At 45.8% G+C, this 24,409-nt stretch carries 27 protein-coding genes; 21 read left to right on the top strand and 6 right to left on the bottom strand.

What is annotated here, in order from left to right:
* Positions 1-101: 101 nt before the first annotated feature.
* Positions 102-995: a LysR family transcriptional regulator gene (locus AC4MRV_RS02700; protein WP_491185881.1), complete on the bottom strand. Its 894-nt coding sequence runs from the start codon at positions 993-995 to the stop codon at positions 102-104.
* 207 nt (positions 996-1,202) lie between these two features.
* Here AC4MRV_RS02700 and AC4MRV_RS02695 point away from each other — a divergent pair, with 207 nt between their 5' ends.
* Positions 1,203-1,559 (top strand): MaoP family protein, encoded by a 357-nt coding sequence (locus AC4MRV_RS02695; protein ID WP_491185880.1) that lies wholly within the window; start codon positions 1,203-1,205, stop codon positions 1,557-1,559.
* A 52-nt stretch (positions 1,560-1,611) separates the two neighbouring features.
* On the opposite strand, the gene AC4MRV_RS02690 is transcribed toward AC4MRV_RS02695, so the two are convergent.
* From AC4MRV_RS02690 to AC4MRV_RS02675, 4 genes are all read right to left on the bottom strand, one after another.
* The gene (locus AC4MRV_RS02690; protein WP_491185879.1) at positions 1,612-1,863 is read right to left on the bottom strand and encodes a DUF3081 domain-containing protein; all 252 of its coding nucleotides are present in this window, start codon (positions 1,861-1,863) and stop codon (positions 1,612-1,614) included.
* A gap of 80 nt (positions 1,864-1,943) precedes the next feature.
* Positions 1,944-3,194: an NAD(P)/FAD-dependent oxidoreductase gene (locus tag AC4MRV_RS02685; RefSeq protein ID WP_491185878.1), complete on the bottom strand. Its 1,251-nt coding sequence runs from the start codon at positions 3,192-3,194 to the stop codon at positions 1,944-1,946.
* A 22-nt stretch (positions 3,195-3,216) separates the two neighbouring features.
* Positions 3,217-4,284, bottom strand: a complete 1,068-nt coding sequence (locus tag AC4MRV_RS02680) for a methyltransferase (protein WP_491185877.1) — start codon at positions 4,282-4,284, stop codon at positions 3,217-3,219.
* A gap of 42 nt (positions 4,285-4,326) precedes the next feature.
* Positions 4,327-4,719: a hypothetical protein gene (locus AC4MRV_RS02675; protein WP_491185876.1), complete on the bottom strand. Its 393-nt coding sequence runs from the start codon at positions 4,717-4,719 to the stop codon at positions 4,327-4,329.
* 72 nt (positions 4,720-4,791) lie between these two features.
* Between AC4MRV_RS02675 and AC4MRV_RS02670 the strand changes: the two genes are divergently transcribed.
* The 18 genes from AC4MRV_RS02670 to cspE all read left to right on the top strand — a co-directional run bounded on the left by AC4MRV_RS02670 (position 4,792) and on the right by cspE (position 20,475).
* On the top strand, positions 4,792-5,517 hold the full coding sequence (locus AC4MRV_RS02670; RefSeq protein ID WP_491185875.1) for a beta-ketoacyl synthase chain length factor: 726 nt from the start codon (positions 4,792-4,794) through the stop codon (positions 5,515-5,517).
* Entirely contained in the window at positions 5,517-6,281 is a 765-nt protein-coding gene (locus AC4MRV_RS02665) for a lysophospholipid acyltransferase family protein (RefSeq protein ID WP_491185874.1), read from the top strand. Before AC4MRV_RS02670 ends, AC4MRV_RS02665 begins: the two co-directional genes overlap by 1 nt.
* A gap of 16 nt (positions 6,282-6,297) precedes the next feature.
* The gene (locus tag AC4MRV_RS02660; protein ID WP_491185873.1) at positions 6,298-6,558 is read left to right on the top strand and encodes a phosphopantetheine-binding protein; all 261 of its coding nucleotides are present in this window, start codon (positions 6,298-6,300) and stop codon (positions 6,556-6,558) included.
* Positions 6,559-6,575: 17 nt separating this feature from the next.
* On the top strand, positions 6,576-6,833 hold the full coding sequence (locus AC4MRV_RS02655) for an acyl carrier protein (RefSeq protein ID WP_491185872.1): 258 nt from the start codon (positions 6,576-6,578) through the stop codon (positions 6,831-6,833).
* Positions 6,833-7,393 (top strand): COG4648 family protein, encoded by a 561-nt coding sequence (locus AC4MRV_RS02650; RefSeq protein ID WP_491185871.1) that lies wholly within the window; start codon positions 6,833-6,835, stop codon positions 7,391-7,393. Before AC4MRV_RS02655 ends, AC4MRV_RS02650 begins: the two co-directional genes overlap by 1 nt.
* Positions 7,394-7,396: 3 nt before the next feature.
* A complete protein-coding gene (locus AC4MRV_RS02645) occupies positions 7,397-8,764 on the top strand; it encodes an AMP-binding protein (RefSeq protein ID WP_491185870.1) in 1,368 nt (455 codons plus the stop codon).
* An 18-nt stretch (positions 8,765-8,782) separates the two neighbouring features.
* Positions 8,783-9,151: an ApeI family dehydratase gene (locus tag AC4MRV_RS02640; protein ID WP_491185869.1), complete on the top strand. Its 369-nt coding sequence runs from the start codon at positions 8,783-8,785 to the stop codon at positions 9,149-9,151.
* The gene (locus AC4MRV_RS02635) at positions 9,144-10,847 is read left to right on the top strand and encodes a glycosyltransferase family 2 protein (RefSeq protein ID WP_491185868.1); all 1,704 of its coding nucleotides are present in this window, start codon (positions 9,144-9,146) and stop codon (positions 10,845-10,847) included. Before AC4MRV_RS02640 ends, AC4MRV_RS02635 begins: the two co-directional genes overlap by 8 nt.
* Positions 10,828-12,381 (top strand): HAL/PAL/TAL family ammonia-lyase, encoded by a 1,554-nt coding sequence (locus AC4MRV_RS02630; RefSeq protein WP_491185867.1) that lies wholly within the window; start codon positions 10,828-10,830, stop codon positions 12,379-12,381. Before AC4MRV_RS02635 ends, AC4MRV_RS02630 begins: the two co-directional genes overlap by 20 nt.
* The gene (locus AC4MRV_RS02625; protein WP_491185866.1) at positions 12,381-12,830 is read left to right on the top strand and encodes an acyl-CoA thioesterase; all 450 of its coding nucleotides are present in this window, start codon (positions 12,381-12,383) and stop codon (positions 12,828-12,830) included. The genes AC4MRV_RS02630 and AC4MRV_RS02625 overlap by 1 nt, the downstream gene beginning before the upstream one ends.
* Positions 12,827-13,435: a LolA family protein gene (locus AC4MRV_RS02620; RefSeq protein ID WP_491185865.1), complete on the top strand. Its 609-nt coding sequence runs from the start codon at positions 12,827-12,829 to the stop codon at positions 13,433-13,435. Before AC4MRV_RS02625 ends, AC4MRV_RS02620 begins: the two co-directional genes overlap by 4 nt.
* Positions 13,407-15,746 (top strand): MMPL family transporter, encoded by a 2,340-nt coding sequence (locus AC4MRV_RS02615; protein WP_491185864.1) that lies wholly within the window; start codon positions 13,407-13,409, stop codon positions 15,744-15,746. Before AC4MRV_RS02620 ends, AC4MRV_RS02615 begins: the two co-directional genes overlap by 29 nt.
* Positions 15,743-16,366 (top strand): DUF3261 domain-containing protein, encoded by a 624-nt coding sequence (locus tag AC4MRV_RS02610; RefSeq protein ID WP_491185863.1) that lies wholly within the window; start codon positions 15,743-15,745, stop codon positions 16,364-16,366. The genes AC4MRV_RS02615 and AC4MRV_RS02610 overlap by 4 nt, the downstream gene beginning before the upstream one ends.
* Positions 16,367-16,375: 9 nt before the next feature.
* On the top strand, positions 16,376-17,563 hold the full coding sequence (locus tag AC4MRV_RS02605) for a beta-ketoacyl-[acyl-carrier-protein] synthase family protein (protein ID WP_491185862.1): 1,188 nt from the start codon (positions 16,376-16,378) through the stop codon (positions 17,561-17,563).
* Positions 17,556-18,020 carry a hotdog family protein gene (locus tag AC4MRV_RS02600; protein ID WP_491185861.1) on the top strand — a complete coding sequence of 155 codons (465 nt, stop codon included), beginning with the start codon at positions 17,556-17,558 and terminating at the stop codon, positions 18,018-18,020. The genes AC4MRV_RS02605 and AC4MRV_RS02600 overlap by 8 nt, the downstream gene beginning before the upstream one ends.
* Complete coding sequence (locus AC4MRV_RS02595) at positions 18,017-18,742, top strand: 3-ketoacyl-ACP reductase FabG2 (protein ID WP_491185860.1); 726 nt, start codon at positions 18,017-18,019, stop codon at positions 18,740-18,742. Before AC4MRV_RS02600 ends, AC4MRV_RS02595 begins: the two co-directional genes overlap by 4 nt.
* Positions 18,739-19,965 (top strand): beta-ketoacyl-ACP synthase, encoded by a 1,227-nt coding sequence (locus AC4MRV_RS02590; RefSeq protein ID WP_491185859.1) that lies wholly within the window; start codon positions 18,739-18,741, stop codon positions 19,963-19,965. The genes AC4MRV_RS02595 and AC4MRV_RS02590 overlap by 4 nt, the downstream gene beginning before the upstream one ends.
* A gap of 297 nt (positions 19,966-20,262) precedes the next feature.
* Positions 20,263-20,475, top strand: coding sequence for a transcription antiterminator/RNA stability regulator CspE (gene cspE / locus AC4MRV_RS02585; RefSeq protein WP_005473978.1), 213 nt, complete (start codon positions 20,263-20,265; stop codon positions 20,473-20,475).
* A 161-nt stretch (positions 20,476-20,636) separates the two neighbouring features.
* Here the strand turns inward: cspE and AC4MRV_RS02580 are convergent, their stop codons facing one another.
* The gene (locus tag AC4MRV_RS02580; RefSeq protein ID WP_491185858.1) at positions 20,637-21,158 is read right to left on the bottom strand and encodes a DUF2058 domain-containing protein; all 522 of its coding nucleotides are present in this window, start codon (positions 21,156-21,158) and stop codon (positions 20,637-20,639) included.
* A gap of 289 nt (positions 21,159-21,447) precedes the next feature.
* Here AC4MRV_RS02580 and speA point away from each other — a divergent pair, with 289 nt between their 5' ends.
* Positions 21,448-23,358, top strand: coding sequence for an arginine decarboxylase (gene speA, locus AC4MRV_RS02575; RefSeq protein ID WP_491185857.1), 1,911 nt, complete (start codon positions 21,448-21,450; stop codon positions 23,356-23,358).
* Positions 23,359-24,285, top strand: coding sequence for an agmatinase (gene speB, locus AC4MRV_RS02570; protein WP_491185856.1), 927 nt, complete (start codon positions 23,359-23,361; stop codon positions 24,283-24,285). It abuts the gene before it with no gap.
* The last annotated feature ends 124 nt before the right edge of the window (positions 24,286-24,409 follow it).

Genomic DNA, 24,409 nt, shown 5'->3' with positions numbered 1-24,409 from the left:
ACATCACCTGTCAGAATTTCCACTGCCCTAAATTGCACACTAGAATTAATTCTGACAGGTGACCTCACACATAAAAAAACCTCGGCGAACCGAGGTTTTTTCTATTCTTCTGTCGGGAGCTCCGCCATTTGTTGAAGGCTGTAAGCGGTGACAGGGTCAATCGTTTTGACCAGCTCCTCAACCTGCTTAATCGCTTCAATCGATGTGCTGGCTTTGCGGTAGCTCAGATAGATGGGACGACACCAGTCCTCTACCCCTTTCACTTTGTACAATTGTCCACTCGCTAAGAATGGCTCGACCATCGAGGAAGGAAGGTAAGCACTCCCCCCTTTTTCTAAAATGAAATCTAACGCAATACGTGCGGTAGACGTACGCAGATAAGGCGCCGGAATCTTAGGGTGACGCTCTGAATGTTCAGAAGCAAACTTAGTCCCCCAGTCCACATACACGTACTTCTCTTGGAACACATGCTCCAAGTCATCTTCTTGTGTAGACACTAACGTCAGCACCACATCGGCGACTTTTTTACAGTTGAGCTCATCTGCTTTGATTTGGTCAAAGGCAAATGCCATATCTAACGTGCGCTCTTGCAAACTGCGATTTAACGCTTCACGGCCCATGATCTCAGCCATAAAGCCGTACCCGTCAAATTCATCCGTCACCAAACTCAAACAGTTTTGTAAGTAGGCATCCCACACGTTTGGGGTGCCACCCAAGGTTAATTGGAGCGCTTTTCCACTTTCGAGAGATAACTCTAGCTTCGCTTGCTGCAATGTATTGACCATCACTTCCGCATAGCCAATTAACCGCTCCCCAGCTGAGGTCAGTTTGATATTGTTTCTATCACGGATAAACAGCTGAGTATCAAAATAACTTTCAAGCTGTTTAATGCGAGCACTCACGGCGGCTTGAGTAATGTAAAGGTTCTCAGCGGCACGGCCGAAGTGGCGAACGTTAGCCAATTCCAAGAACGTTCTGAAGACTTTTACGTCCATCTAATTTCCTCTAGGTGTAATCTTCCAAGAGTAGCAAAAACTGAAAGATAACTTATCTCTCGTTCAACAAATTGTTACCTAAGTTTCATAAAACTGTTCAATAGTCACGATAAAAAGGTTTAGTTTTTCTTTTGTCATATTTACGCCTAACTTTCGCTCTGTACCGTTTAGGGTAATTCATCAATGTAGGTTATAGAGGCTACTATAATGTCTGACACTCAATTTCGTCACGGCAAAAAACGTTTTTACGACAACACTAAGTTTCCGAGAGGCTTTGCTAAGTCTGGTGATTTTACGCTTGCTGAAGAAGAAATTCTAACGCTTTATGGCGACACAATGCTAGGCCTAGAATCTGGTGAGATTGTGCCGGACAACTCGGAAGAAAAGCACTTTGTAAAGGTTCTGGAAAACCCAGGCAAAGCAAAAACCAAGCTTGAACGAGTTTGGCTAAAATACATTCAACTCGCTCGTGGTCGTAAACGTTTCCATACTTTGAACGGCCGCAATAAACCTGAAGCGACAGATGATTACTCTGAAGATTCAGCGTTAGTTGAAGAAGATTAAGAATGTGAAAGCCCCTAAATAAATGTTAGGGGCTTTTAGATGAATTTGTCCGCTACTTCGCTAATAAAGCAACTTTCTTTAAAAAACTGTCACGAAGATGCTCTTGGTCGTATTCAAGGTGATAGGTATTGTGAAAACCAACTTTTAACTCCACACCGTTACCTCTCATATAGACGTTGTAACCATCATAATCCGAAAACGCTTCGACACCTTCGTACATTTTACCATGTTCGGTTGGGGTGCCATTTTCCATGACCGTTTCATAAGCTTGCAAAATTTTGGTCGGATCCAGATCATTTTTCATAACTTGCTCTCCTCATCTGCTCCTTAAAGTATGAGCAGAGAGAGAACATTTAGCCACTTTCAGCCTTGAGCCATATCAAACTAAGCGCGACTTTGTGTCTCGCGAATCACTTCGGCTAACGTTTCCAAACGCTGCTGGCTGTTCTTCACGTAAGGGTTTTCCGTATCCCAGGCATAACCGGCCAAAATAGAGCTGATCATCGCTTTAATACGAGGATTCGGATCTTGATGGAAGATGACGTCTTGTAGAGTACCTTTGTACCACCCTTCCACATAGGTACGGAAAGTGTTCACGCCAACCATCAATGGCTCGGCATACTCTTTTTCCCAGTCAACCGATTCACCTTTGAGTTGTCTTACCACGCAATCAGCAGCCAATTGTGATGACTTCATCGCAATGGTCACGCCAGAAGAGAATACAGGGTCAAGGAACTCACCAGCATTGCCCAATAGCGCGTAATGAGGCGTTGCTAAATGCTTCACGTTAGCCGAGTAGCCACCCAGCTCACCCGCAGGGTTAGGGTATTCTGCGTTAGCCAGCAATTGTTCAAGCCCTGGTTCTTCATTGGTGATTTGCTTAAGCGCTTCAAGGTTATCGCTTGAGTAGTTTTCAAAAAACTCCGGCTCGCCGACAACACCTAACGAACACACGCCATTAGAAAACGGGATCAACCAATACCAAACGTCGTGGTTTTTAGGGTGGACAGAAATCAGAATCTTATCTCGGTCGTAATCTAATGACTGGCCATCAATGTGGTCGACAACATGAGTAAAAATGGCCTTTCGAGGAGGCAAACATGACGGCTCTTCCAGATCCAACATTTTGGGCAAAACTCGACCAAAACCGCTAGCATCCAGTACGTAGGCCGCATCGATTTGATAACTTTCCCCTGCGCTATTTTTGACTGTTAACAGAGAGCGTCCGCCAACAAATTCTAAATCAACCAATTCATGCTGATAACGAATTTCCACGCCTTGCAACTCCGCACTATCGGCCAGAACTTTATCGAAGTTGCCGCGTTGAACTTGATACGTAGTACCCGGGCCTACGGTAAACTTTTCGGTAAAGTTAAACTGGGTGTAAACGCCATTTCGCCTGAATGCCGCACCATCCTTAAACTGGAAACCATGATCTGCAACGGCCTGAGTCATACCAGCTTGTTCGACAACTTCCATACAAGCAGGTAGCAGGCTTTCCCCGATAGAGAAGCGCGGGAACAGCGCTTTCTCAATCACAATCACATCCACATTCTGCGCCTTTAACAGCGCAGAGACTGTCGAGCCTGATGGGCCCGCACCAACGACAACAACTTGAGTAGATTCTGTTTTCATAATTATTATTTTATCTGCGCATTTACTGCACTTTAAGTTTCAGTAACGTATGACCAAGACCGATATTATCAGTTCTTTCCTCGATCACTAGTCCAGCTTCCTCGATGATTTCTAGGAAATCATCACTGCGGTAAAAACGACTATTTCCGTTTGCCAAACAGGTGAAGTACAGAGATGTTGCGTTCAAACTGTAAGACGCTGCATCGTATTTCTGAGCATCCCAAAATAGCTCGAGAATATACACAGAATCATCAGGACGAAGCTGCTGTCTCACTTTTTTCAGGATACTTAAGATTTCCATTGGCGAGAAACAGTCTAGGAACTGGCTCATCCACCAAACATCCGCTTGCTCAGGTAGCTGCTGAGTTTTGTCTAACATGTTGGCAGGATATGGGTGCACACGCTCAGCAAAGCCATTTTGTTTAGCATTATCCATCGCCATTTCAAGCTGCTGCGGCAAATCAACAATCGTAATTTGCACATCTGGGTTGTGACCGCAGCACTGCATCGCCCATTTACCCGTGTTACCACCAATGTCGACAATTGTTTTAGGCTCTGATTTGAACACTTCCGCTAATAGGATAGGGAACGAGCGGTCTGAATAGAAATGATCAAACTTGAACCAGCTCTCTTTTGCTTTTTCAGGTAAGGTGGACAGACCTTGGTAGATGGTGTCCCAATCACCAAGCTCTTTCAAGCCCGCGGGTTTTCCCTCTGTAATTGACTCGGTAAGGTGCATCATCGCGGCGTAACAAACGTCCGCGGTGAAATCCATATTGGCTTGTGTCATACCATCATGAAGCAAAAAGAAACCTAGATTTGCGAGTGAATAATTAGGTTTTTCCCACATTACGATATGCGCGCTAATCGCCATGTCGAGCAAGACTTTCACACCATATTCAGAGACGCCCGTTTGCTCAGCAATGTCAGGGGCACTCAAACCTTCTTTCCCCGCTTTATCTAGTGCGGCTAATACACCTAAATCACGCAAGGTGCGTGCTGTGTGGAAAACAATCGGTGCAAAGGAAAGTTTTTGAGCTTCTGTCTTCGCTTCAAGAGCGTTAAATGGGTCATTTTTTTTATGTAACACGAAAAAAACCTAATTTAATAATTAATAAAGTAACGATATAAATTACTGCGCCGCTGCGATAACTGAGAGTTGACGCTTAATATCAACGTTTAAGTTATTCACCCAACGGTTATAGTTACGGTGAATTTTGCCATCATCCGCTTTTAAGTTTTCTGAGTTAAGATAAATAATTGAGTAAAACTTCTCGTTATATGGAATTTTGATCTCTGCATAATGGCTGCGAACGTGTATTTTCGCGTTCAACTCATTAGGTCCGACTTCTTCTACAACCCAACCACGGTTTGAAGCTGCTTGCATAATAGCCGACTTAACTTGTTTACTTTGAAGATTATACGCAACTGGAGTATCCTCGACGTTCATTACAGGTTGTACACGCCCACAACCAACAAGTAATAAAGCTAATAACGTAGCGCCAAGTAACTTTAATGGTGACATAGTGATGATTCCTTTATTTTCTGTGTAGTTCCGTAATAGTATTTCGTTGTAACACCGACAATTCAATATCTTATGCCAAATTCAGACTTAAATTTCTCATTTAATATCGATACATGGTTAGCCCACTCATATGGTTTAGCTCTTCCTGAAGAGTGGCAACAGTGGTCTCAAACCTTACAATGGCCCGTCGACGGTAAAGCACAGGTGAGCGCCATTCCTGCTATGATGCGCCGAAGAATGAGTAGTTTGAGTAAGCTGGCAGTCCAAACCAGCATCGAGTTACTTGAACAGCATGATGTTGATTATTTGGTTTTTGCGAGTCGTCATGGAGAGCTTGCCCGCAGTGCAAAACTGATCGAAGAAATCATCTCTGGCGAAGATGCCTCTCCTATGGCCTTTTCTCAATCTGTACACAACACCGCCGCAGGCCTGGCAACGATAGCAACGAAAAAACCTATTCCCCTTACCTCTATTGCTGCAAGTGACAATACTTTTCAAAGTGCCCTAATTGAAGCCTGGCTGTATCTAAATACGCACCCGAATAGCAAAGTGATGGTAATAGATTTTGATGAGCCTTTGCCTGAAGTGTACAGCCAATATGAAGAACAAGATTTTCAGGGCTACGCTCTAGGTTTGATTCTGAGCTCTGGAAATGCGATTTCTATCAGCAATCAACCCACAGATTCAGCAACAACGCCATCATTTCCGCAAGGCTTAGATTTTATTCGTCACTACATCTCTGACGCCCCGTCGTGGCACATTGATTCTCATAAACAAACATGGGTATGGCAACGATAGTGAATAAGCTCAATCAATACTGGCGCGTGATCGCAACGGGTTTTTGCTTCGCAGTCTTTGGCTTAGGAGGATTAAGCCTAAGCTTTGTTGCTAATCCTTATATACGCTTAACCAGCAAAAACCAAACAGAACGAGAGTATCGAGTTCAGGGAGCAATTCAGCGTAGCTTTGATATGTTCTGTCGCTTGATGAAGTTCACAGGCGCGATTGATTATAAAATTGTAGGCGCGGAAAAACTAAAAGCTGATCGCGACTGTATTATCGTCGCCAACCACCCTAGCTTAATAGACTATGTGTTGATCGCTTCTCAACTTGAGCGTTGCGATTGTTTGGTGAAATCCGCAATCTGGTCAAACCCATTTATGAAACACATCGTCAAGGCAGCGGGGTATATTCCAAACGAAACGCCTGACGACTTGCTCTCAATTTGTAACGAACGTTTCGATCGCGGAAATGTGCTACTGGTATTTCCTGAGGGTACGAGAACGACTCCAGGGGTAGAATCCAAGTTGCAGCGAGGGTCGGCTCAAATCGCTGTAAGAACAGAAACCGATTTGCGTCTAGTACATATTACGGTAACTCCGAGTTTTCTCACAAAAGAGAAAAAGTGGTATCAAGTCCCCCCAACCAAGCCCTTTTTCCTCGTTGAAGTTAAGGATAAAGTTGAGGTTAAGCCATTTATAGAGCAAACTACATCACCTAATATTGCAGCACGACGTTTGCAGCAGCATTTAAGTGAAGCCCTCTTTCCAGAAAACCAATAGTCACAAGCAGGTCCCAGTGGAAAAATTACACAACGAAATTAAACAACTTATTATTGATGCATTGAATCTTGAAGATCTCACAATCGAAGATATTGAGACTGACGCGCCGTTATTTGGTGACGGTTTAGGCCTGGATTCAATTGATGCGCTAGAACTGGGTTTAGCCATCAAAAAACAATACAATATTGTCATCGACGCTGATGATTCAAATACACGCGAACATTTTGCTTCGGTCAGCAATCTAGCAAAATATATTTCTTCGCAAGTTAGCGAATAATTCGTAGGTACTTTCTCATGACAGATGTAAACAAAGAACAAGTATTTAACCAAGTTAAAGATGCACTTGAAGAATTATTTGAGATTGAAGCTGCGGATATCGTGCCTGAAGCACACCTTTACCAAGATTTAGATTTAGACAGCATTGACGCTGTAGACCTAGTCGTACACCTGCAAAACGTTACAGGCAAAAAAATCAAACCAGCAGAGTTTAGCACTGTGCGCACAGTTGATGACGTAGTAAATGCGGTAACAGAGCTTCTTAAGGAAGCATAATGCGTCAATTGCTGACAGCTCTGTCCGCAGTTGTCTTACTCGCCTATCCATTCGCCGTATACTTCGGCATAGATAAATATGGCCTTTCCTTGGTGGGGATATTGCTTATCGCCGCCTTGGTTGTTCGTGTACTGACGGCTCAGCGCAGCCGAGTTAAAGAACTCAAACAAGTCGCACAGATAAGTGCTCTTACAGGTATCACATTAGTTAGTCTTGGTGTGCTCTTTAAACAGCATGGGTGGCTAACCTTTTATCCTGTCGTGGTTAACCTTTGCATGCTCATATTATTTGCGAGTAGTTTGAAACAACCACAAACATTGATCGAACGATTAGCCCGTTTACAAGAGCCCGATTTGCCTGCCAGTGGCGTTCGCTACACTCGCAGTGTTACTAAGGTATGGTGTGGTTTCTTTGTTATCAATGGGTTTGTCGCGCTTTATACCTGTTTCCAACCGTTAGAAGTATGGACACTCTATAATGGATTCATTAGCTACTTGCTCGCAGGTAGCTTGTTTGTAATCGAATGGATAGTACGCCAGTTTGTTCGTAGGAATTCCTAGTTAATGAGCCTTAATACAGCATCGTTTTCACCCATCAGTCATCTCTTTACTTGCTCTAGAAATAATGAGTGTGAAGTGGCTTTTGCCGATGACCGACGAATCACATGGCAAAGTTTCAAAAATGATGTCGCGTACAATGCAATCACTCTAAAGCGTCACTCAGCCACACAAGTAGCCCTGTGCTTTGGCGATAGCTATTTGTTTGCAGTTGGCTTTTTCGCTGCTTGCTTTGCAGGCAAATCGCTCGTTTTACCTGGAAATTACCAGCCTGAAGCGGTTCGAGAACTAAGTGAGCACTTCGAACTCTTGTTGCATGATGATGCTATAAATCCGTTTGAGCAAATTGATTGCAAAACCTTAGTGCGCGACTGTGATGAGCAAGATCTGAAATTTACCGCTCTCTCAACGGCTGAAATCATCCTCACGCTGTTTACTTCTGGCTCAAGCGGAAAACCCAAAGCGATAGTGAAGAGCCTCCACCAATTAGAGACTGAGATAGAGATCTTAGAATCACTATGGGGCGCGCAACTCACTGACTCACGCATTGAGAGTACTGTTTCTCATCAACATATCTATGGTTTGTTGTTCCGCCTTCTGTGGCCCCTATGCGCTGGACGTGCTTTTGCAACCAGAAACATAGAGTTCCCAGAACAGGTCATTCAGCATGCCAGTGCAAATACCACACTGATTAGTAGTCCTGCTCTTCTCAAGCGTCTGAATGAAGGGCACCAAACAGCCGCTATACGTGCAATGTTCTCGTCAGGTGGTCCTTTGCCTCACGCAGCTGCCCAGCACAGCCAAGCAATATTTGGCCAGCTGCCAATCGAAGTGTTTGGCAGTACTGAGACCGGTGGTATTGCCTATCGTAAGCAACAACTTGCATCCTCGCCATGGAAACTTTTTCCGGGCATCAGCGCCGAGTTAAATAGTGAGCAATGTCTTCGACTTAAATCCCCTCATATCGACGGCGACAATTGGTATCAAACCGCCGATGAATGCCACTTCCATGACGAGCTTCACTTCGAACTTCGCGGTCGAACAGATCGAGTGGTGAAAGTCGAAGAGAAAAGAATTTCACTCGTCGAGGTTGAAAAACGCCTTGATCAGCTGAACTGGATTAATGAAAGCGCTGTCATTACTATGATGCAAGGAAATCGTCTTGCACTATATGCTGTGATTGTCCTTACTGAAGAAGGTAAGAAAGAAATAACCTCATTAGGTAAGGGAAAGTTCTGGATCGCGTTACGCAAAGCACTGCGCGACTGGTTAGAGCCAATAGCAATTCCTAGAAAGTTTCGTGTGATGAACGAGATCCCACTGAACAGCCAAGGCAAACGACAAGTTGCCGAGATAGAAAAACAATTCCAATAAGCTAAGTTTGACCATTATATGGAAAAGAGAAAACCAACCATCACCCGAACAGAAGTTAAAGAGAATAACGCTGTCCTTGAATTTAAGGTCGATGCGGACATCTTGGACTTTCGTGGTCATTTTGCCCATTTTCCGCTCTTACCGGGAGTAAGCCAAATCGACTGGGCCCTTCACTATGCGATTGAGACCCTTCAAACTCCAAGCGTCTTCAAAGACATGGAGGTAATCAAATTCCAAGAACCAATTCGACCTGATATGAACGTGACTCTTGAACTCTCTTGGGATGAGTCCAAACAAAAGCTGACCTTCAAATATAGCTCTCTTCACGACGAACAAATCGTGACTCACTCATCTGGGAAAATGAAACTAGGTGAGAAAAGTGAGTAATTACCAACCCTGTTTCCTCATCCCTTGCTATAACCATGGCAGCACAATCGCTGCCGTGGTGTCATCACTAAAGCCTTTTGATTACCCTTTTATCATTGTTGATGACGGCAGTAACAGCGAAACAAAACACGCGTTAAATGAGTTAACTAGTCAAGACAATGTCACTTTGATTACTTTGGCAGAAAACCAAGGTAAAGGCGGCGCTGTGATGGCAGGGATCCGCCGAGCACATGAGCTTGATTACAGTCACGTGATTCAAATTGACGCTGATGGCCAGCATGATGTTGAAGCACTGCCAAAATTGATTGATGCTTCAAAGAGCCAGCCTAAACACCTCATTTCCGGCCAACCTATCTACGATGACAGCGTTCCCAAAGCTCGTTTATATGGCAGATACGCGACCCATATTTGGGTGTGGATCGAGACGCTTTCTTTCGCCATTAAAGACAGTATGTGTGGCTTTAGAGCTTATCCGGTCAACGCCACTATCGCTGTGCTTAACAAGTACGACATCGGTAGCCGGATGGATTTTGACATAGAAATCCTAGTGCGCATGTATTGGGAAGGCATGGAGATCGATTTTGTTGAGACTCGCGTGATTTACCCCGAGGGTGGGATATCCCACTTCGATGCTCTGTGGGACAACGTCAAAATCAGCTGGATGCACACGCGCTTGTTTTTTGGCATGCTGCCACGTATTCCAAAGCTTTTAGCAAGAAAGAGAACGAAAACTTCAAACGCTCACTGGTCGAAACGCCAAGAGCAAGGCACGATAATCGGTATCAAACTGATGCTGGCGATATACAGCCTGCTAGGTCGTAAAGCATTTAACGCGATTTTAAAATTGGTGATGCGTTACTACCACTACACAGGCAAAGAAGCCAAGCTCGCGTCTGAAATCTACCTAAAGCAGCTTAAAGCGTATACGCAGGAAAAAGGGATTGAGTTAACCCAGCCCCTTGATAGCTATCACCACCTGCTCTCTTTTGGTCACACTATGCTAGATAAGCTTGCCGCTTGGAAGGGCGATTTCAACGTTGATAATCTCACCATTCATGGTCAAGAGCGATTTAAGGATATGGCCGAGCGAAAACAAGGTGTGCTTATCTTGGGCTCACATCTTGGCAATATTGAGCTATGTAGGGCACTTGGCAGACGCCATAAAGATATCAAAATTAACGCTCTAGTCTTTACTGAACATGCCGAGCGCTTCAATACTGTGATGAAAGCGGTTAACCCAAACTCAGAGCTGAATCTAATTCAAGTCAGCTCTATGGGGCCGGATACCGCTATCCTTCTGCAGCAAAAAATAGAACAAGGCGAATGGGTAGTCATCGTGGGCGACCGTACTTCCACCAGCAAAGAAAGCCGCTCGGTATGGGCAGATTTTCTCGGTAAACCGGCACCTTTCCCACAAGGGCCATTCATGCTCGCTTCTGTGCTAAAAGCTCCTGTATATCTGCTGTTTGGCTTACGCGATGATACAAGTACAACTCCGCACTTTAACGTTTATTTCGAGCATTTCAGCGACAAGATCGTTCTCCCGCGCAAAGAGCGTCAGCAAGCATTAGAAGAAGTGGTTCAACGCTACGCTAATCGACTCGAACATCACACCCTGCAAGCTCCTCTGCAGTGGTATAATTTTTTCAATTTTTGGACTCTAAGTAATCAGCAAGATGACAACGCAAAACAATAACGCTATTACCTTCGGCGCCCAGGCACTCACCATTGAAGACGTGGTTGCTATTGCGCAAGGCTCAAATGCCCAACTCAACAACTCGGATGAATTTACCGCGAAGATTGATCGTGGCGTTGCTTTCCTTGAACGCCTACTCAAAGAAGAAGGAGTCATCTATGGTGTAACGACAGGTTACGGTGATTCATGTACTGTAGCAATTCCACCAGAATTGGTTGATGAACTGCCGCTCCACTTAACCCGTTTCCATGGCTGTGGCTTAGGCGAAGTCTTAACGCACGAACAAGCAAGAGCCGTATTAGCGACGCGCCTATGCTCTCTATCTCAAGGGGTGTCTGGCGTTACTCATGATTTGCTCAATCAAATCGTCACTTTGATTAACCAAGACATTGCACCTCGTATTCCTCAAGAAGGCTCTGTGGGCGCCAGCGGTGACTTAACTCCCCTATCATATTTAGCAGCGGCTTTGATTGGTGAACGTGACGTTTTATACAAAGGTGAAGTGCGCCCAACGGCTGACGTGTTCGCAGAGCTCGGGATCGCACCAATTCATCTGAAACCGAAGGAAGGTTTAGCACTGATGAACGGTACATCAGTAATGACCGCACTCGCTTGTTTAGCTTACAAACGCGCTGAATACCTTGCTCAGCTTTGCACCAAAATTACGGCTATGGTGTCAGTGGGTATGCATGGCAACGATTTCCATTTTGATGAAGCTCTGTTTGCGGTAAAGCCTCACCCAGGTCAGCAACAGGTAGCCGCCTGGTTACGTGATGACTTAAAAGCCGAGCGTCCACCGCGCAATAGTGATCGTCTGCAAGACCGTTATTCTCTGCGCTGCGCACCACATGTAATTGGTGTGGTTCAAGACTCATTACCTTGGCTGCGCTCAATGATTGAAAACGAATTGAACAGCGCCAACGACAACCCAATCATCGATGGTGATAACGAACGCGTATTACACGGTGGTCATTTCTATGGCGGCCATATCGCCATGGCAATGGACACCCTAAAAACGGGCATTGCTAACCTCGCCGATCTGCTTGATCGTCAAATGGCTCAGTTGATGGATTACAAATTCAACAACGGCTTGCCGTTCAACTTAACCGGTGCAGAAGGCGAACGTAAACCAATCAATCATGGCTTTAAAGCGGTTCAGATTGGTATTTCGGCTTGGACGGCCGAAGCCCTCAAGCACACTATGCCTGCGAGTGTTTTTTCGCGCTCAACCGAATGTCATAACCAAGATAAAGTCAGTATGGGCACCATTGCTGCACGAGATTGTTTGCGCGTTCTAGAGTTAACAGAACAGGTCGCGGCAGCTTCACTGCTCGCAAGTATCCAAGCGGTTGAAATCCGCCGCCGCCATAACGAGCTAGACGAACATCATATGAGTGATAACCTCAAGATGATCCGCGATGCTGTGCTGAGCGAATTCGAGTTTGTTGCAGAAGATCGCCCGCTTGAGCACGACTTACGTCACTTTATCGATCGCATCCAGCAACGCCACTGGTCACTTTATCCGGAGGCGTAATGGATCAAGAGATTCTATTTCCGCTCGAATCTGAGGTGACCATCGTCACCTCATTTCAAGATGCTGATCCTATGGGCGTTATCTATCACGGCAATTTCTTCCGTTTCTTTGAAGAAGCGCGCCGTGTGATGATGGATAAAATCGACTACAACTACCTAGCGATGAATGAGTCAGGCTATATGTGGCCGATCATCGATACGCGAGTTAAGTATGTTAAGGCTATCCCTTTCAACCATAAAATCCGTGTCCACGCTAAGCTAACCGAATGGGAAAACCGCTTACGCGTCGACTACGTCATTTATGACGCCCAAACGAATCAGAGAATGTGCAAAGCCCACACCACTCAAGTCGCCGTTTCCATCAAAGAGCAAGAAATGTGCTTTGCCTCTCCAAAAGTATTTATCGACAAAGTGGACCAGTGGCACAAAAGTGGGAGCTTAACATCATGAGAAAATGGCTATCGCTAGCGTTGATTGCGTTATCCCCGTTTGCTTTGGCGCAAGTAACGGATCTCAACTCCCTACAACAACAGCTTGCCCAAAGTGAAACGGTACGTGGCGACTTTACACAATCTCGTCATTTAGAGATGTTTGACCAGCCATTAAGTTCCCAGGGTACCTTTACCCTAAGCAAGTCCCATGGTTTACTCTGGCAACAAGAAACGCCTTTTCCGGTTCATCTCGTCTTAACCGAAGACAAACTGCGCCAAACTTTTGCAGGTCAAGATCCTCAAACGATTACCGCTCAAGAAAATCCTATGGCGTTCTATTTCAGTCATGTGTTTCTCGCCGTATTCCACGGTGACACCAAAGCATTAAAAGAGCAGTTCACGATCAGCTTTTCAACGCAAGAAGGAAGCTGGAATATCATACTGACTCCGATTAAGGCCCCGCTGAACGCGGTTTTTCAGCACATAACCTTAAAAGGTCGAGACGATATCGAGCACTTAGAGCTACAAGAACTCCGTGGGGACAAGACCGAAATTGCTTTTACTAACCAAACTTCAGAGCCACAAGGTCTGACTGATGCTGAACAAGCACAATTTAGTTTCTAATCACAAACTGAATCAGGGCAAGATTGCGCTGGTTTGGTTACTGATGGTGGCTGCTTTTTTTGCCTTACTCGGCAAACAGTGGTTTGCGTCAGAGCACTCTCCGATTGAAACCAATATTCTCAAGCTGCTGCCAAAAAACCAACAAAACCCAATTGCTGAGCAAGCTTTCGAAGCGGTATCAAGTAACATGAGCGACAAGGTTGTCTTTGTCCTCACTGCACCTAAAGATGAGTCTATTTTCACGGCGGCCAAGCAATTGGCTAATCAACTGCGTGCAACTGAGCTATTTAGCCAAGTCACAGGGGAACTCGCCCCAGAACAACAGCAAAAGTGGGCAAAATACTACTTCGAACATCGATTTCAGCAACTAACGTCCGAACAGCGCCAACGACTGAGTGAGCAGCCTCACCTTCAAGTCCAACAGGTGATTCAGTCTATCTACAATCCGTTTTCAGGGGTGACAGGGCAAGAGCTAGTAAACGATCCATTTTTGCTGTTTCGCGATTATCTGACCCAAGTTTCAAAGCAAAATTCAGCGTTCACTTTGCAGCAAGGATTCCTAACCACCGACTACCAAGGCCAGCGTTATGTACTCGTAACTGCAACACTTAACCAGTCACCGTATAGTTTGGCAGCACAGCAGGGTGTGTCCACGGTTGAAAGCATCGAGAAACAAATCACAACCGAATATCAAGCAACCATCTACCATACGGGCGTTTTGTTCTACGCTGAATTCGGTACTCAAAGTGCTAAATCTGAAATCAGCACCATTGGTTTATTTTCGCTTCTTGGGGTGATCGCATTATTTGCGCTAGTGTTTCGTAGCGTTACCCCTTTAGCACTTGCATTGCTGTCGATTTCCATCGGTTTATTGGCCGCATTAACGGTAACCACTTGGTTATTTGGTCGCGTGCATCTCTTTAGCTTGGTTTTTGGTGCAAGTTTGATTGGCGTTTCCATTGACTACGCCTTTCACTATTTGACTGAGCGACTCGCAGATGGAGGGAAATGGAACAGTCACAAAGGTTTGCAACATATTTTTGCCGCCATCACGATGGGTTTAGCGACCAGCTTAATCGGTTATCTTGGCATGCTTATCGCCCCTTTCCCAGGCTTACAGCAGTTAGCTCTGTTTTCATCCATAGGTCTTGTCGCTGCGTATATCACCGTTGTTGCTTGGTACCCAATATTGGCGGTTAAGCCAAGTCAATCACGTAGCTTACCGGGCAAAGCAATATGGCAATGGTGGTTAAACCTATGGTCCAAACCAACCTCTCGTTTTGCTCTGCCGCTAGTCTGCTTGGTAGCCGCAGCTTACCCACTTAGTCAAATGCGCTACGATGACGATATCCGTCAGCTTCAAGCCATGCCGGAAAACTTGAAACAGCAAGAAACCTTTATTAGCGAACTCAGCGGTTTGCAATCTTCTCAACAGATGCTGGTCGTTACCGCCGACGACGATGAAATGCTGATGCAAAAGCTGGAATCAATCACGCCTTCATTAGAGCTGTGGCAGCAACAAGGCGTGATTCAAGGCTATCAGAGTCTTAGCCAATACCTGAGTTCACAAACGAAACAGCAACAAGACTTCCAGGTAATTGAGCGACTCTATGCGACTCAAGGAGCGACACTAGCAGCAAGTTTAGGGTTAACATCAACACCTAGATTTGATGGCACGTATTCTCCTGTCACACTACAAGATTACTTATCTAATTTGGTCTCGGAGCCTGTCCGTTTTCTTTACGTAGGAGAAATAGACAATCAAGTTGCCAGCGTAGTCACTCTAAACGAACTGAATGACGTAGAAGCGGTAATGAGTTGGGCAGAAAAAGATGCCCACATCAGTTACCTTAACAAAGCGCAAGAGATCTCAGCACTGTTTGCCGACTACCGAATTAAGGTCATGGAATTGCTCGCCATCGCGATTAGCATCATCACCGCGCTACTCATCAAACGATATGGCGTGCACCACGCTATACGTATTGTTTTACCGTCTCTAATCGCATGTCTATCCGGCTTAGCCGCCGCGTCTGCCGTTGGCTCGACGCTGAATCTATTTAACCTGTTGGCGCTCATTCTTATCGTCGGCATTGGCATTGATTACACTTTGTTCTTTGCTGAGAAGGCTCGTAGTCAAAGCACTTTACTCGCAATTACATTATCAGCCCTCACCACCTTACTGTCGTTTGGTCTATTGGCTCTGAGCGATACTCATGCAATACACAGTTTTGGAATGACAGTGTTGAGCGGTATTTTTGTCGCATGGTTACTGTCACCACTTGCAATACAACCTACTAGGGAGAAGCAATGAGTATTCAATCTCAATTAAAAACACTCAGTGCTATTGCGTTAACTATCCTGCTATCTGGATGCGCGAGCAGCCCTGCATCTGCACCTCCGCAAGTTCAGTTAGCTGAAGATATTACGGTGGAGCTACCGTTGCCAGAGCAACTCGGCTACTCGTTAACAGCCAGCCAGTTGATAAACGCTACTTGGCGCACGAGCTCATCACAGCGCAGCGAGCAACTTCCAGTTCAGCTGCAAGTCGGCGAGGAAAAGCTAGTACTCGCTGGTTTCTCCTCATGGGGAACGCGCATTCTATCTCTTGATTATCAAGGGAAAACGATTACGACCGACGTACTCGCGGGACTAAACGGGGTACTTCCTCAACCAGAACAAGTACTATTTAATCTAATGATCACGCTCTGGCCGAGTTCCGCTTGGGAAGCCCCATTAAATAAGGTAAGGTGGCAACTTATTGACGACGGCAATTCGAGAGTCATCTTCGATAGCCAAGGGGAAAAAGTGATTGATATCCAATACAGCAGCGAGGATAAGCTTGCTGGTGATATTCGGTTCCATCAGTTATCTGACGACTACACCATTACAATAAAAACGCTGCAATACAGCAAGACGCCATTGACTCCATAGACAGCTAGCATGACAACAACCCCATCAACACATATATATATTCAAGATTGTGGCTTTCACTCTGCAATGGGTGATGACCATTCCACTATCCACCAATGTCTAGCAGGCCAACGAGCATCTAACATGGTACAAGACGATACCATACTCAATAGCCAGCGCTCGACTGTCGTTGGACGTGTTGTGAAATCACTGCCCAGCATTCCCGCTCCTCTTTGTGACTTCGACACACGTAACAATCGATTAGCCTTATCTGCTTTGCAGCAAATCGAACCCAGTGTACAGGATGCGATAGCGACATATGGCAACAGTCGTGTTGCCGTTATTGTGGGTACCAGTACCTCTGGGATATCCGACGGTGAAGAGGCCATTGACTATAAGCATAAACAAGGCGCGTTTCCGGATGAGTTCCACTACCGTAAACAAGAGTTAGGTAACAGCAGCGACTTTGTCGCCAAATACTTTGGGGTTACTGGCCCTTGTTACTCTATCTCAACAGCCTGCTCTTCGAGCGGTCGTGTTTTTATTAGCGCCAAGCGCTTGTTACAAAGTGGTCTCGTTGATGCCGTTATCGTGGGTGGTGTCGACACAGTTTGTCGACTCACGTTGAATGGTTTTAATGGATTGGAGGCACTGTCAGATAAGCTCTGCCGACCGTTCGATGGTCAACGCAATGGCATTAACATTGGTGAGTCCGCAGCTTTCATGTTGCTAAGTCGCCAACCGTCCCAAATCGCACTCCTCGGGGCGGGTGATAGCTCTGATGCTCATCACATTTCAGCGCCTCACCCTGAAGGAAACGGGGCAGAGCAAGCCATGCGAAAGGCACTAGAAGACGCCGGATTATCCGCCTGCGACGTGGGTTATATCAACGCTCATGGAACAGCGACACCACTAAATGACAGCATGGAAAGTAAAGCTATTTACCGCGTCTTCGGCAGCTCGGTTCCCGTTAGTTCTACCAAACCACTAACTGGACATACACTTGGCGCAGCCAGTGCGACTGAAGCTGCGATAGCCTGGCATATTTTGAAATACAATTTACTCTTACCACTACAACACTGCCAAGACAAAGCAGATGACATCGAAATATCGTTAGTCGAACAGCCTGCTCAACTCGAAGGCAAAGCCATTTTAAGTAACTCTTTTGCTTTTGGTGGTAATAACATTAGTCTCATTTTTGGTTATACCCATGACTAACTATCCTTGCATTTCGCAGCTACTGCCTCATGATGAGCCCATGATCTTGATTGATCGTGCGTTAGATATCCAGCAAGATACTATCCATTGTCAGGTGGATATTGGGCCTAAGAACCCATTTTTTGATACTGAATCCCAAACAGTTCCAGCCTATGTTGGCATTGAGTTTATGGCTCAATCCGTCGCAGCATGGTCAGGCTACCACGCAAAGCAGAAAGGCCAGCAGCCACCGATTGGTTTCCTTCTTGGCAGCCGTCGCTACAACTCGCATTGCGACGTATTTGCCTCTGGCCAACAGCTAGACATTTACGCAGAACAGATGATGGAAGATAACGGCATGGCCGTGTTCACCGCACGTATTGAGAGCGAAGGTAACACGATTGCAACTTGCCAGCTCAACGTTTACGTTCCATCAACAGAAAAATTAGAAGAAATGAAAACCAGGAGTCAACAATGACCCGAAACGTCTTAGTCACAGGTGCCAGTAAAGGCATTGGCAAGGCTATTGCCATCCAACTTGCGAAGGATGGATTTACCATTGCAGTACATTATATGGGTGACCAAAAGGGCGCTCAACAGACCTTAGATACCATCCAAGAAAATGGCGGTCACGGCCGACTGATTCAGTTTGATATTAGCAATCGCGAAGAGTGTCGAGAAAAGCTCGAATCAGACATCGCAGAGAATGGTGCATACTACGGCGTCGTCAATAACGCTGGCATTACGCGCGACACAGCTTTTCCAGCGATGACAGAAGAAGAGTGGGATGGCGTGATCCACACCAACCTTGATAGCTTCTACAACGTACTCCACCCTTGCGTAATGCCAATGGTTCAGAAACGAAAAGGTGGTCGCATCGTAACCTTAGCTTCTGTGTCTGGCCTGATGGGCAACCGTGGTCAAACCAACTACAGTGCCGCAAAAGCTGGGGTGATTGGTGCCACTAAATCATTAGCTCTTGAGCTGGCGAAACGTAAAATCACCGTTAACTGCGTAGCTCCTGGCCTTATCGATACTGGCATGGTCGATGAACATGTCAAAGAGCATGCGATGCCTCAAATCCCACTTCGTCGTATGGGAGAGCCTGAAGAAGTCGCAGGACTGGTTAGCTACCTAATGTCAGACATCGCAGGCTACGTCACTCGACAAGTTATTTCTGTCAATGGAGGCCTAGTATGAGTCGCCGCGTCGTTGTGACTGGAATGTCGGGCGTTACAGCGTTTGGTAATGACTGGGAGTCCATTGAACCAAGACTTCGCGCATGCGAAAACGCCACTCAATACATGCCATCCTATGAGCAGTATGAAGGGCTAAACACTAAGCTGGCAGCCCCTGTAGATAACTTTGAGCTACCAAAGCACTACAAGCGCAAACAAGTACGAGGTATGGGTCGCGTTTCAAAACTGGCAACAGTTGCCACAGAAAACGCGTTAAACCAAGCAGGTTTAATCGGTCATGAAGTACTGACCAACGGTCAAACTGGCATTGCTTACGGCTCATCCACAGGCAGTACCGATGCCATTGGATCTTTCGGCGTCATGCTCAATGAGAAAACGACCAAAGCGATCACTGCGACAACTTACGTCCAGATGATGCCGCATACCGCAGCAGTGAATGTTGGTCTCTTCTTTGGATTGAAAGGCCGCGTTATCCCAACCAGCAGCGCGTGTACCTCTGGCAGTCAAGCGATTGGCTACGCTTATGAAGCCATCAAACATGGTTATCAAACCGTCATGGTGGCGGGCGGTGGTGAAGAACTTTGCCCAACCGAATCTGCGGTATTTGATACTCTATTTGCAACCAGCCTAAAGAACAAATCACCAAAGTCGACCCCTCGTCCTTACGACGCAGGCCGAGATGGATTAGTGATCGGTGAAGGCGCTGGCACGCTCGTTCTAGAAGAATATGAGCACGCAGTAGCTCGCGGCGCTAAAATCTATGCCGAAATTATCGGTTTTGCCAGCAACTGTGATGCCGCCCATGTCACTCAGCCTCAAATGGAAACCATGCAGATATGTATGGAAATGGCGCTCCAAGACGCTGGCATCGAACCTGAAAAAATCGATTACGTCTCAGCACATGGTACGGCCACAGACCGTGGTGATATTGCTGAAAGTAATGCGACTGCCAACGCGTTAGGTAAAGTGCCAATCAGCTCGCTCAAGAGCTATTTTGGCCACACTCTTGGGGCATGTGGTGCAATCGAGGCTTGGCTGAGCCTTGAGATGATGCACACAGGTTGGTTTAGTCCTACACTAAATCTCGAAACTTTAGATGAACAATGTGGCCACCTAGACTATATTACTGGTACAGGTCGCGACCTAGAGGTGGAGTATTTGATGAGCAATAACTTTGCGTTTGGCGGCATCAATACTTCAATCATCTTTAAAAAGCTAGCGTGATAATCAATCGGTAGCTTATTGATGGTGTACTAATGGTAGCAAGGGTTTATTACCGAATTGGATCACGAATATCGCCAATACGGAAAATAAGCCTTTACTACTTCAGGGCGCTGGCATACTATGGCGTCGCTCTGTTATTCAGGGTTATTAGTGAAACTCAAGTAAAAGTAAATCATTCAGAATGCTAGCCATTCTGCTGCAGTACAGTTAGATTTTCCCTTAGCTTCATAGTTACATTTAATAGTTCAATTTTTCAGCGCACCAAACATTTAATTAAACTTATACAAGGGACACATCATGTCTAACAAAACTACTGGCACAGTAAAATGGTTTAACGAAGAGAAAGGCTTCGGTTTCATCACTCAAGAAAACGGCGGTGCTGACGTATTCGTTCACTTCCGTGCTATCACTGGCGAAGGCTTCAAAACTCTAGCTGAAGGCCAAAAGGTTGCTTTCGAAGTTGAGCAAGGCCAAAAAGGTCCTCAAGCTGCTAACGTAGAAGTACTATAATTTTAGATTGACTTAAACGTCGATTTTCTAAGATTTCAAAAAACCAGCCCTAGTGGCTGGTTTTTTATTAGCTTTCATCTGGCTGCGAGCAACATTTTCGTCCAGTTATAAAAAACGCCCTACTGAGGTAGAGCGTCGTTTACATTCTTAAAGTGGAGTAATTACCACATCAAGTCATCTGGTACAACGAAGTCAGCATACGGGTCATCTTCCGCAGGAATATCTTCTGCTGGCGCGTTTTGTTCAATGATAACGCTCTCATCACGCATCGCAATTTTCTTCGCCACACTACTTGGAATCACCACGTAAGTATCATCCGTGCGGGCAATAGACAAAATACCTTTCGCCAGCTGATCGCGAGTAAGCGGTTCAACATACAGTGCTTTGACTAGCGTTCCATCTGTAAAGTTGTATTTTATCTCGCCATCTTTCTGCTCGATGGTATTCATAGCGATAAGCTGTTTAATCTGCGCCTTGATCTCTTTGGATAGACGCTGCTCTTTCTGCTCTTCACTTAATGCTTTGTCACGCTCTTGCTGTAAACGCTTGTTCTCTTCCACTGCAGCTTTAACTTCACGTGCTTGTACACGAGATTTTTTTGAGCCTTTCTTCGCTTTCTTCAGTTTCTTCTCGTTCACTAAGCCTGCTTTTAGCATCTGCTCTTGAAGTGTCAGTTTTGCCATGGTTCTTCCAAAAGTAATCAATTTGAGCCCATTTTAACGGCTCAACTTTCGCAAATAAAGGCTGTTGATTGGATTAATCGTGGGAATAAAAACAGACTAGATAAAGCGAAAAAGAATATGCAGTTTAGGCTATCTTTTCGACAAATTTATTTTGTTAGACTCTGATGCCTTTTTGTCCGTTAATGCGCTCGACCCGGCAATATTCGAACTCTAACTCGCGCCGCGTCAGGTATGATTTCAGGTCCTTCTGATTCATGTATCACTCTCCCTATTCTTTGTGAGACTAGATGTGGAAAACATTTCCAAACTCGATCGTGTTCGTGCTGATTACAACGTTCATTACTGGAGCCAAGGCTTCTACGGCATCGACAACCAAGGCGAGGTGTATGTATCACCTCGTAGCGACCAAGCGCATCAAATTCCACTAAGCAACATTGTTGCCCAATTGGAAGAGAAGCAGCTCAACCTACCGGTTTTGGTTCGATTCCCACAGATACTGCATCAACGTGTGCATGGTATCTGTAACGCATTTAACCAAGCGATTGAAGAGTACCAATACAAGAATAACTACCTGCTGGTTTACCCAATTAAAGTGAACCAACAGAAAGAGGTGGTCGATGAGATTCTGGAAAGCCAAGCACAGCTAGAGACCAAACAGTTGGGATTAGAAGCAGGCAGTAAACCTGAACTGCTTGCCGTGCTAGCGCTGGCGCAAAAAGCGAGCTCAGTGATCGTATGTAACGGCTATAAAGACCGCGAATACATCCGTTTGGCGCTGATTGGCGAAAAACTGGGGCATAAAGTATTTATCGTACTAGAAAAACTGTCAGAGCTTGACCTAGTACTGAAAGAAGCCAAAAGCCTAGGTGTTAAACCTCGCTTAGGTATTCGTATTCGTCTTGCATCACAAGGTGCTGGCAAATGGCAATCAAGCGGTGGCGAGAAATCCAAATTTGGTTTGGCGGCATCTCAAGTATTAACCGTGATTGAACGCCTAAAACAAGAAGAGCAGCTAGACGCCCTGCAGTTGGTGCATTTCCACCTAGGCTCGCAAATGGCGAACATCCGCGATATTCGCAATGGTGTGAATGAGTCAGCGCGCTTCTACTGCGAATTACGCGCTATGGGCGCAGACATCCAATTCTTTGATATTGGGGGCGGCCTTGCTGTGGACTATGACGGTACACGTAGCCAATCGTCTAACTCGATGAACTATGGCTTGATCGAATACGCGCGCAATATTGTCAGCACCGTTGGCGATGTATGCCAGCAATACGAACAGCCAGAGCCTGTGATCATCTCTGAGTCAGGTCGTTCATTGACTGCACACCATGCGGTCTTGATCACAAACGTGATTGGCACAGAGGCGTACCATCCAGAGACTGTCTCTGCACCGGATGCAAATGACCCAACATTGCTACAGAACATGTGGCGCAACTGGGAGAACTTGCAAGATGGCAGCAACGCTCGTGCTCTGATTGAGATTTACAACGATACGCAAAGCGATTTGGCGGAAGTGCATTCTCAGTTCGCGATGGGATTACTTAACCTGCATCAACGCGCTTGGGCTGAGCAGCTTTCACTAAGAATTTATTTCGAGTTGAGCCGCCAGATGAGCACGAAAAACCGTTTCCACCGTCCGATTTTGGACGAGCTGAACGAACGTTTAGCGGATAAGTTCTTTGTAAACTTCTCGCTATTCCAATCGCTACCTGACGCATGGGGTATTGATCAAGTATTCCCCGTACTGCCGCTATCAGGGTTAGAAAACGTCGAAGATCGACGTGCGGTGATGCTCGACATCACATGTGACTCAGACGGTGCCATCGAACAGTATGTTGAAGGCCAAGGCATTGAAACCACTCTGCCTGTGCCTGCTTGGACAACAGATAAGCCATACCTAATGGGCTTTTTCTTAGTCGGCGCTTACCAAGAGATCCTTGGCGACATGCACAACCTATTTGGCGATACGCACAGTGCTGTCGTCAATGTAAATGAAAATGGTGAAGCGATCATCGAGCGAATCGATGAAGGCGATAGTGTTGAAGATATGATGCGCTACGTTCACATCGATGTAGATAAGATTCGCAGCAACTACCGTGAATTAGTCGCTGAACGCGTCGATGCACGTGAGCAGCAAACCGTACTAGAAGAATTAGAGGGTGGCCTAACGGGCTACACCTACTTAGAGGATTTTTAAATGAATGATTTGTTCACTAAGACTGATTATTCACTCTACTCAAACTCGATGAGCTTCATGCGCAGACCGTATCTGCGCAATCCGGTCTCATCAGACGCTGACCTTGTCGTACTTGGAGTGCCACTAGATATGGCGACATCAGGCCGACCTGGTGCGCGAATGGGCCCAGATGCAATCCGCCGAGCATCCGTTAACCTTGCATGGGAAGGAAACAAATTCCCATGGAACTTTAACGTATTTGAGCGTGCAAAAGTGATTGATGCTGGCGATTTGGTGTTCGACTGCGGCGACGCAGAAGACTTTACCTACCGCCTTGAAGCTGCAACTAGCGAAATCTTAAAAAGCGGTAAGACAATGTTAGCGCTTGGCGGTGACCATTTCATCACTCTGCCAATCTTACGTGCTTATGCTAAGCATCATGGTGAAATGGCCTTGATTCACTTCGACGCCCACACTGATACTTATGCGAATGGCAGCAGCTATGACCATGGCACTATGTTCTTCCATGCTCCAAATGAAGGTTTAATCTCACCGAAGCACTCAGTACAGATCGGTATTCGTACCGAGTATGATCAAGAAGATCATGGTTTCAATGTCATTAACGCAATGGAAGCCAATGACCTGAGTGCAGAAGACATTGTGGCTCGAGTGCGCGATATTATTGGTGATAAGCCCGTGTACGTCACTTTTGATATCGACTGTCTAGATCCTGCGTTTGCACCAGGTACAGGCACGCCAGTTTGCGGCGGATTAAACTCAGACAAAGTGCTAAAAATCTTACGTGGCTTAGCCGGAGTAAACATTGTCGGTATGGATGTCGTTGAAGTTTCACCTCCATATGATCATAGCGACTTAACAGCGCTTGCAGGTGCAACTGTGGCATTAGAACTGATGTACGCATGGGCTTTTAACCGCGAAAGCGAATAACGTATACCTGATGTTACCTATAAAGCTGGCCACCCTGTGCGCCAGCTTTTTTATTTCTCCACTAGATAGTGAGAAAAGGAGCAGCGTATACTATCAATCACATTCACTTTGATTGGTTCGTTAT

This window comes from Vibrio sp., from assembly GCF_984391705.1.
This window is presented reverse-complemented; position numbering and strand designations above follow the sequence as displayed.

Bases quoted from the DNA above. Each gene is read 5' to 3' on its own strand.
- AC4MRV_RS02700 (WP_491185881.1), bottom strand. From the start codon at position 995: ATGGACGTAAAAGTCTTCAGAACGTTCTTGGAATTGGCTAACGTTCGC.
- AC4MRV_RS02695 (WP_491185880.1), top strand. From the start codon at position 1,203: ATGTCTGACACTCAATTTCGTCACGGCAAAAAACGTTTTTACGACAAC.
- AC4MRV_RS02690 (WP_491185879.1), bottom strand. From the start codon at position 1,863: ATGAAAAATGATCTGGATCCGACCAAAATTTTGCAAGCTTATGAAACG.
- AC4MRV_RS02685 (WP_491185878.1), bottom strand. From the start codon at position 3,194: ATGAAAACAGAATCTACTCAAGTTGTTGTCGTTGGTGCGGGCCCATCA.
- AC4MRV_RS02675 (WP_491185876.1), bottom strand. From the start codon at position 4,719: ATGTCACCATTAAAGTTACTTGGCGCTACGTTATTAGCTTTATTACTT.
- AC4MRV_RS02670 (WP_491185875.1), top strand. From the start codon at position 4,792: ATGCCAAATTCAGACTTAAATTTCTCATTTAATATCGATACATGGTTA.
- AC4MRV_RS02655 (WP_491185872.1), top strand. From the start codon at position 6,576: ATGACAGATGTAAACAAAGAACAAGTATTTAACCAAGTTAAAGATGCA.
- AC4MRV_RS02650 (WP_491185871.1), top strand. From the start codon at position 6,833: ATGCGTCAATTGCTGACAGCTCTGTCCGCAGTTGTCTTACTCGCCTAT.
- AC4MRV_RS02645 (WP_491185870.1), top strand. From the start codon at position 7,397: ATGAGCCTTAATACAGCATCGTTTTCACCCATCAGTCATCTCTTTACT.
- AC4MRV_RS02640 (WP_491185869.1), top strand. From the start codon at position 8,783: ATGGAAAAGAGAAAACCAACCATCACCCGAACAGAAGTTAAAGAGAAT.
- AC4MRV_RS02630 (WP_491185867.1), top strand. From the start codon at position 10,828: ATGACAACGCAAAACAATAACGCTATTACCTTCGGCGCCCAGGCACTC.
- AC4MRV_RS02625 (WP_491185866.1), top strand. From the start codon at position 12,381: ATGGATCAAGAGATTCTATTTCCGCTCGAATCTGAGGTGACCATCGTC.
- AC4MRV_RS02620 (WP_491185865.1), top strand. From the start codon at position 12,827: ATGAGAAAATGGCTATCGCTAGCGTTGATTGCGTTATCCCCGTTTGCT.
- AC4MRV_RS02615 (WP_491185864.1), top strand. From the start codon at position 13,407: ATGCTGAACAAGCACAATTTAGTTTCTAATCACAAACTGAATCAGGGC.
- AC4MRV_RS02610 (WP_491185863.1), top strand. From the start codon at position 15,743: ATGAGTATTCAATCTCAATTAAAAACACTCAGTGCTATTGCGTTAACT.
- AC4MRV_RS02605 (WP_491185862.1), top strand. From the start codon at position 16,376: ATGACAACAACCCCATCAACACATATATATATTCAAGATTGTGGCTTT.
- AC4MRV_RS02600 (WP_491185861.1), top strand. From the start codon at position 17,556: ATGACTAACTATCCTTGCATTTCGCAGCTACTGCCTCATGATGAGCCC.
- AC4MRV_RS02595 (WP_491185860.1), top strand. From the start codon at position 18,017: ATGACCCGAAACGTCTTAGTCACAGGTGCCAGTAAAGGCATTGGCAAG.
- AC4MRV_RS02590 (WP_491185859.1), top strand. From the start codon at position 18,739: ATGAGTCGCCGCGTCGTTGTGACTGGAATGTCGGGCGTTACAGCGTTT.
- cspE (WP_005473978.1), top strand. From the start codon at position 20,263: ATGTCTAACAAAACTACTGGCACAGTAAAATGGTTTAACGAAGAGAAA.
- AC4MRV_RS02580 (WP_491185858.1), bottom strand. From the start codon at position 21,158: ATGGCAAAACTGACACTTCAAGAGCAGATGCTAAAAGCAGGCTTAGTG.
- speB (WP_491185856.1), top strand. From the start codon at position 23,359: ATGAATGATTTGTTCACTAAGACTGATTATTCACTCTACTCAAACTCG.